At 62.5% G+C, this 6,086-nt stretch carries 5 protein-coding genes and 1 pseudogene; 4 read left to right on the forward strand and 2 right to left on the reverse strand.

Translation table 11 applies throughout. From position 1 onward, the window contains the following. Positions 1–1,367, reverse strand: a pseudogene (locus tag TR61_RS18935) (YhdP family protein); the annotation flags it as partial. Between the two features lie 112 nt (positions 1,368–1,479). Here TR61_RS18935 and bcp point away from each other — a divergent pair. From bcp to TR61_RS18955, 4 genes are all read left to right on the forward strand, one after another. Then, entirely contained in the window at positions 1,480–1,944 is a 465-nt protein-coding gene (gene bcp, locus TR61_RS18940; protein WP_050932098.1) for a thioredoxin-dependent thiol peroxidase, read from the forward strand. Between the two features lies 1 nt (position 1,945). Next, on the forward strand, positions 1,946–2,776 hold the full coding sequence (locus tag TR61_RS18945) for a ferritin-like domain-containing protein (RefSeq protein WP_050932099.1): 831 nt from the start codon (positions 1,946–1,948) through the stop codon (positions 2,774–2,776). A gap of 215 nt (positions 2,777–2,991) precedes the next feature. Beyond that, the gene (locus TR61_RS18950; RefSeq protein WP_050932100.1) at positions 2,992–4,323 is read left to right on the forward strand and encodes a M23 family metallopeptidase; all 1,332 of its coding nucleotides are present in this window, start codon (positions 2,992–2,994) and stop codon (positions 4,321–4,323) included. Next, complete coding sequence (locus TR61_RS18955; protein WP_050932101.1) at positions 4,313–4,831, forward strand: bactofilin family protein; 519 nt, start codon at positions 4,313–4,315, stop codon at positions 4,829–4,831. Before TR61_RS18950 ends, TR61_RS18955 begins: the two co-directional genes overlap by 11 nt. Before the next feature lie 91 nt (positions 4,832–4,922). On the opposite strand, the gene TR61_RS18960 is transcribed toward TR61_RS18955, so the two are convergent. Next, complete coding sequence (locus TR61_RS18960) at positions 4,923–5,894, reverse strand: DUF3179 domain-containing protein (RefSeq protein ID WP_082182050.1); 972 nt, start codon at positions 5,892–5,894, stop codon at positions 4,923–4,925. Positions 5,895–6,086 lie beyond the last annotated feature (192 nt).

Genomic DNA, 6,086 nt, shown 5'->3' on the forward strand with positions numbered 1-6,086 from the left:
CGTTCGGGCGTCAGCGCGTTCATGTGGCCGTCAACCGCGACCTGCCAGCCCGCATCGGTCGCAGACAGATCACCGCTCAGATACAGCTCATTGCCCTGATCTTCGACATAGACTTCGCCCAAAGTCAGTGTGAACGGGTTCAGCTGCAGTTTGAAATCCGCCGCCGCGCCGTTGAGCGTGATCGGGCTTTCATACAGATTGGCCGGGTTCAGCCGGGTCGTGGTCAGACGCATCTGCCCCAGAAGCCCGGTCAGCCGCCCCTCCTCGATCCCTTGCAGCAGCGTCGTGCCTTCGGCCGTGCCGTTGACCCAGTCGCTGTCGACAAAGATCTCGTCAAACCGGATCTCCCGCCCCGCCGGGTCATAGGTGAAATAGGCCCGCGCGGCCTGAAACGGGATCGGGCGTGTTTGGTCGTTGGGCTGCAACACACCCGCACCGATCTGCAGCGTCGCGTTCAGTGGCAGCCACGTTCCGTCCGACTCGATGCCCGCGCGCAACGACCCCGACAGAGGCGCGCGCAACGGCTCAAGCCAGGACAGCGCGACCGCCTGACTGGCGATGTCACGGGCCGGAACATCGGTCAGCGTGATGCCGATGGTTGCCGCCTGATCGCCCAGGGACGAGCTGTAATTGACCTCAAGCGAGGAGGCGAAATCGCGCGCCGACAGCAGCGCCAGATTGCCGGCGATGCGCAGCTGTTGCGCCTCACGGGTCAGGCGAAACACGCCACCATCCACCGTCCAGGCCTGACCCGACAAGGCATCTTCATAACGCAGGTTGACCTGATCCAGCGTCACATCAAGTAGCGCTTCCAGTTGCGGGGTGGCAAAGACGCCTTCCAGCTCTTCCACCAGCGCAGGCAGTCCCGCCACGCCTCCAAAGGCCCGGTCGCCCCCATCAAAAGCCAGCGAAAATGCCCCCTGCGCATCGCGGCGCAAAACGGCAAAGGCTCCGCTCAGCGTCACCTGCTTGGGCTGCAGCTGACCTTGCAGAAGCTGGCGCATGGCCAGACTGGCCTCTGCATCGGTCAGCGACAGGATGCGTCGCCCCTCGGCATCCCTCAGCCGCACGTCGCGCAGCGCCGCGCGTGGCCGCCAGCCATTGCCGATCACCAGCTCAACCGCGCCAAACTCCAGCTGCAGGCCGCCCATGTTCTGTTCCAGCCGCGCCTCGACCCGGTCGCGCAACCAGTCCGGCGCGCGCAAAGTCTGGTCGATGATTAAAAGCAGCGCCAACCCCGCCAGCGCCGCCAGAACCGACACCAACATCACCGACCAGATGCCCACACGCCCTGCCTTGCGCGCATGCGCGCCCAGCCGCGACTTGCGTGCGGATTTGTCCCCGGTGGGTTGGTTTTCGTCTGTCACTGCCTTTGGGCCATATCGGTTACCGGCATCATGCCTTTATTCTTGCGGGCCTCGTCCTAATATGAAACTCATAAACCCTTTAAGATGTCCATAAACGAGTGAGGTTACGCCGATGGTCGACGTCAACGACATGGCCCCGGAGTTTACGCTGCCGCGCGACGGTGGCGAAGAGGTCAGCTTGTCCCAGTTCAAGGGCAAGGCGGTTGTCCTGTTTTTCTATCCCCGCGATGACACGCCGGGCTGCACCAAGGAATCCATCGGCTTTTCCGAAGCCAAGGCGGATTTCGACGCGGCGGGTGCCGTGGTGCTGGGCGTGTCGAAAGACAGCGTGGAAAGCCACGAGAAATTTGTCGCCAAGCGCGATCTGACAGTGCCGATGCTGTCGGATGAACATGGCACCACATGCGAAGACTATGGCGTGTGGAAGGAAAAAAGCATGTACGGCAAGAAGTTCATGGGCATCGAACGCTCGACCTTCCTGATCGGGGCCGATGGCCAGATCGCGCGCGTCTGGCGCAAGGTCAAAGTACCGGGCCACGTCGATGAAGTGCTGGCCGCCGTGAAGGAACTGGGCTGACATGACCCAATCGCTGGCCGAGTGCGCGGTAGAGGTTCTGACCACCGCAGACGGACGCAGGAAAACCGCCATTTCGCGCGCCCATGCCGCGGCATGGCGGGCGTCCCGCGCGGGCGACGGGCCCGAGATTCCCGTGGGCACGGCCAGCCCCCCGCTGCATCCAGCACGGCCAGACCGGCCCGAATTGCTGTCACCCCGCGACGTACCCAAGCGCAAACCGGGGTCCGAAGCGGGCCGGATCGCGCTTCTGCACGCGGTTGCCCATATCGAACTGAACGCCGTCGATCTTCATTGGGACATCATCGCCCGGTTTTCCCATGTGCCGATGCCCATGGGGTTTTTCGACGATTGGGTGAAATCGGCCGATGAGGAATCCAAGCATTTCAACCTGATGTGCGACTGCCTGGAAGAGATGGGCAGCCATTACGGCGCCCTGCCCGCCCATGCGGGCATGTGGCGCGCCGCCGAAGACACCGCCGAAGACTTCATGGGCCGCCTTGCCGTTGTACCCATGGTGCTTGAAGCGCGCGGCCTCGACGTGACCCCCGGCATGATCGAAATTTTCCGCAAGGCCAATGCGACCTCTGCCGTTGCGGCACTGGAAACCATCTACGCCGAAGAGGTGCACCATGTGGCCTATGGCTCCAAATGGTTCCACTTTCTTTGCGGGCGCGAAAACAAAGACCCCACCGAAGTCTTCCACGCACTGGTGCGCCAGTACTTCCACGGCGGCCTGAAGCCCCCCTTCAACGAGGAAAAACGCGCCGAGGCAGGCATCCCGCCCGATTTCTATTGGCCACTTGTGCACGAAAAAGATGCACAACCCGCCTGATCGCGCCGCAACGCGTCAGATAAGGTTTACCCAACGTAACCCCTGATTAATCGGCGATTTTTCGCCCATCACGGCAGTGAAGCGCTCATGTCGTCGCAGAAGCGGACAACAAACTTGCCCAATTCCGCGGCGCTGGATATTGAACGCGGGACGAATTCAGGGGCCAAGAGGCACGGGCAGTTTCGTCATGACTGGGATGGGACAAGGAAAGACGCGTGAGAACACGTCTGGCGATAACACTTCACCACCTGCTTGAGCGGTACTTCCCTGAACGCAGGGTATTTCTGAAATCCGATACCGACACGCGGTTCATCCGCCTGCGTCCGGGCACACAGCTGCTAGCCTTTCTGGGCGCCACCGTTGTCGTAGCCTGGGCCATTGTCGCGACGGCCATCATCCTGATGGACAGTATCGGCGCAGGCAATTTCCGCGAACAGGCCAAGCGTGACCAACGGCTGTATCAGGAACGGCTGAACGTTCTGGCCGGCGAACGCGACATGCGCATGGAAGAAGCGCTTGCGGCACAGAACCGGTTCAACGCGGCCTTGCAGCAGATTTCGGTCATGCAATCGCAGCTTCTGGCCTCGGAAACCCGCCGCCGCGAGCTGGAGACAGGGATCGAAGTCATCCAGACCACGCTGCGCGACACCATGAACGATCGCGAAGCCGCGCGCCGTATGATTGCGCAGCTGAAAGAACAAAAAGCCGAAGTCGTGGCAGCGGCGTCTAACGGGGCGACAACGGTGAACGCGCCGGTGAATTTCCTGGCCGAAGCGCTGGCGCAAACCGCCGCCGAACGCGACCAGATCGAAGCCGATGCACAAGAAGCCCTGACCCGCGCCAAGGAGATGGAGCTTGAGATCGCCCTGATGCGCGATCAAAACGACGAGATCTTCCGCCAGCTGGAAGAAGCGATGACCGTCTCTGTCGAACCGCTCGACAAGATGTTCCGCCAAGCAGGCATGCCCACCGATCAGATCATCGAACAGGTGCGCCGCGGCTATACGGGGCAAGGCGGTCCCCTGACCCCTTTGACCTTCTCGACCAGCGGTGAGGAACCCTCGGCCGATGCGATCCGCGCCAATCGCCTGCTGGAACAGATGGACAAGCTGAACCTCTACCGCATCGCCGCCGAAAAGGCCCCTTTCGCCATGCCGGTGAAAAGTGCTTTCCGCTTCACCTCGGGCTTCGGCTACCGGCGCGATCCGAAAACCGGCGGCCGGCGGATGCATAACGGCACCGATTTCGCGGGTGCCCATGGCACCAACATCTATGCCACCGCCGACGGTGTGGTGACCCATGCGGGCTGGCAGTCGGGCTTCGGGCGTCTGGTCAAGATTCAGCATGACTTCGGCATCGAAACCCTCTATGCCCACAACTCCAACCTGCGTGTCAGAAAAGGCCAAAGGGTCTCGCGCGGGGATCACATTGCTGATATGGGTAACACCGGCCGTTCCACCGGCACCCATCTCCATTACGAAGTGCGTGTCGGCGGCAGACCCGTCAACCCCATGATCTATATCAAGGCTGCAAACGATGTTTTCTAAAAGCAAAATCAACGAACCCGGGCCCAAGGCGACGGACACGGCCAACCCGGCTGCTCCGAAACCCACGCCCTCAGCGCCCCCCGCATCGGGAGAGGCAAAGCCCGCAACGCCCAAGGCGAAACCGCCCGCGTCCACGCTGTCGTCGGATCTGCACATCACCGGCAACCTGAAAACCACCGGTGACATCCAGGTCGAAGGCACCGTCGAAGGCGACATCCGCGCCCACCTGCTGACCATCGGCGAAAGCGCCACGATCAAGGGCGAAGTCACCGCAGATGACGTGGTGATCAACGGCCGCATCGTGGGCCGCGTGCGTGGCCTGAAAGTGCGCCTGACCTCGACCGCACGTGTCGAAGGCGACATCATCCACAAAACCATCGCCATTGAATCCGGCGCACATTTCGAGGGCTCGGTTCAGCGTCAAGACGACCCTTTAAACCCGGGCCGCGGGACCAAGCCGGAAACGGCGAATCCGGCCGCGGCCAAGGGGACGGACACGGCTTCGTAAGCAGAAGACGAACCTGACAGACAAGCGGGCGCCAGCGACCAGTATCGCGGCGCCCGTTTGCATTTCATGACATGCTGACCCAGATACGCGGTTAATCCCCCAGCATCCATGTGCCCTCGGGCCAGAAGGCGTGGAAGGCAAAGGCAAACATCACATCATGGACCAGGTCGCGCCCGTCCGCATCGCGCACCCGGATCGTGCCCACATCGCGCCCCTGCCCGATCTCTCCCGCATCCAACGCCGAGGCCTGGCCGCTGACCCAGGAAATCACCACGCCCGCCTCCCGGATCTCGCCCACCTGCGCGACACGATCCATGGGCCAGGCGCGATCCTCTACGCGCACCACACGCATCAGCGGTGCGATGCCGTGGGGCGGCGGTTCGCCTGAATACAGAAACGGGCGCCGCGCCCCGTCATAGCCCTCATAAGGGTTGCGCCCATAAGGCCTGCGATGGGCCGGCTCCGCCATCACCAGCCCGTCCGGATGGCGCGCGGTGAACTCGGCCCAGCTTTCCATCCAGGTGGGCAGAACCGCCAGCTCCACCCCCGTCATCTCTCCCACGATCCCGATGCCCGTGGCCTGCTGCCACCAGCTTTCGGTCTCCCGATCATACATGACCATGTCGGAATTTCGCAGGAGCCCCGTGACACCAAAAGACAGCACCCCCGCACCGACCCGCCGGTCAAAGGTGATGAAGGAATTGCACAAGGGGCAATAGGTCACCGCGACAGGCACCGCACCGATGCGGTCATTCACGATCTCATGCCACATCAGATACCGGATCGGATAGGCCCGCGCCGCCTCCCCCGCGATCTCCACCGTGACCACAGGCTCCCGCGGTGCGATCTGCACCTCTCCGGCCCGGACAAATTGCGGATCATCCAGCGCCGGGATCCCGTCGCGACCCGGCCCCCCGCTCTGAATCTCGCGCCAGCTGTCCAGCGATGTGATCTCAAAATCCGTATCGGGCCACTGATAGACCCAGAACTCAGGGCTCGCCTCGGCGCCTGCCGCGCTCAGCCAAAGCGCGGCCAGAACGCCCTGCCATATCCGCAAAACCATGGACGCCTCCTCCTGCCCACCATGCTGCCGGAAAAGCGCAGGCCCGCGAAGCCCGCCCCACGGAATTGTGAGCCAGCGTAAAACTACCCGCGCAAATTGTCCCTTCTTCTCTTTCCAAATACGGCACACCAACGCCTGCCCAAAGCAAACCACCCCAAAAGATGCACTGCCCCGGCCACAAAACCAAACGGG

Source organism: Aestuariivita boseongensis, from assembly GCF_001262635.1.
GTDB lineage: Bacteria > Pseudomonadota > Alphaproteobacteria > Rhodobacterales > Rhodobacteraceae > Aestuariivita > Aestuariivita boseongensis.

What these genes read in the sequence shown, in the direction of transcription:
- bcp (WP_050932098.1), top strand. Translation starts at nt 1,480, where the DNA reads ATGGTCGACGTCAACGACATGGCCCCGGAGTTTACGCTGCCGCGCGAC.
- TR61_RS18945 (WP_050932099.1), top strand. Translation starts at nt 1,946, where the DNA reads ATGACCCAATCGCTGGCCGAGTGCGCGGTAGAGGTTCTGACCACCGCA.
- TR61_RS18955 (WP_050932101.1), top strand. Translation starts at nt 4,313, where the DNA reads ATGTTTTCTAAAAGCAAAATCAACGAACCCGGGCCCAAGGCGACGGAC.
- TR61_RS18960 (WP_082182050.1), bottom strand. Translation starts at nt 5,894, where the DNA reads ATGGTTTTGCGGATATGGCAGGGCGTTCTGGCCGCGCTTTGGCTGAGC.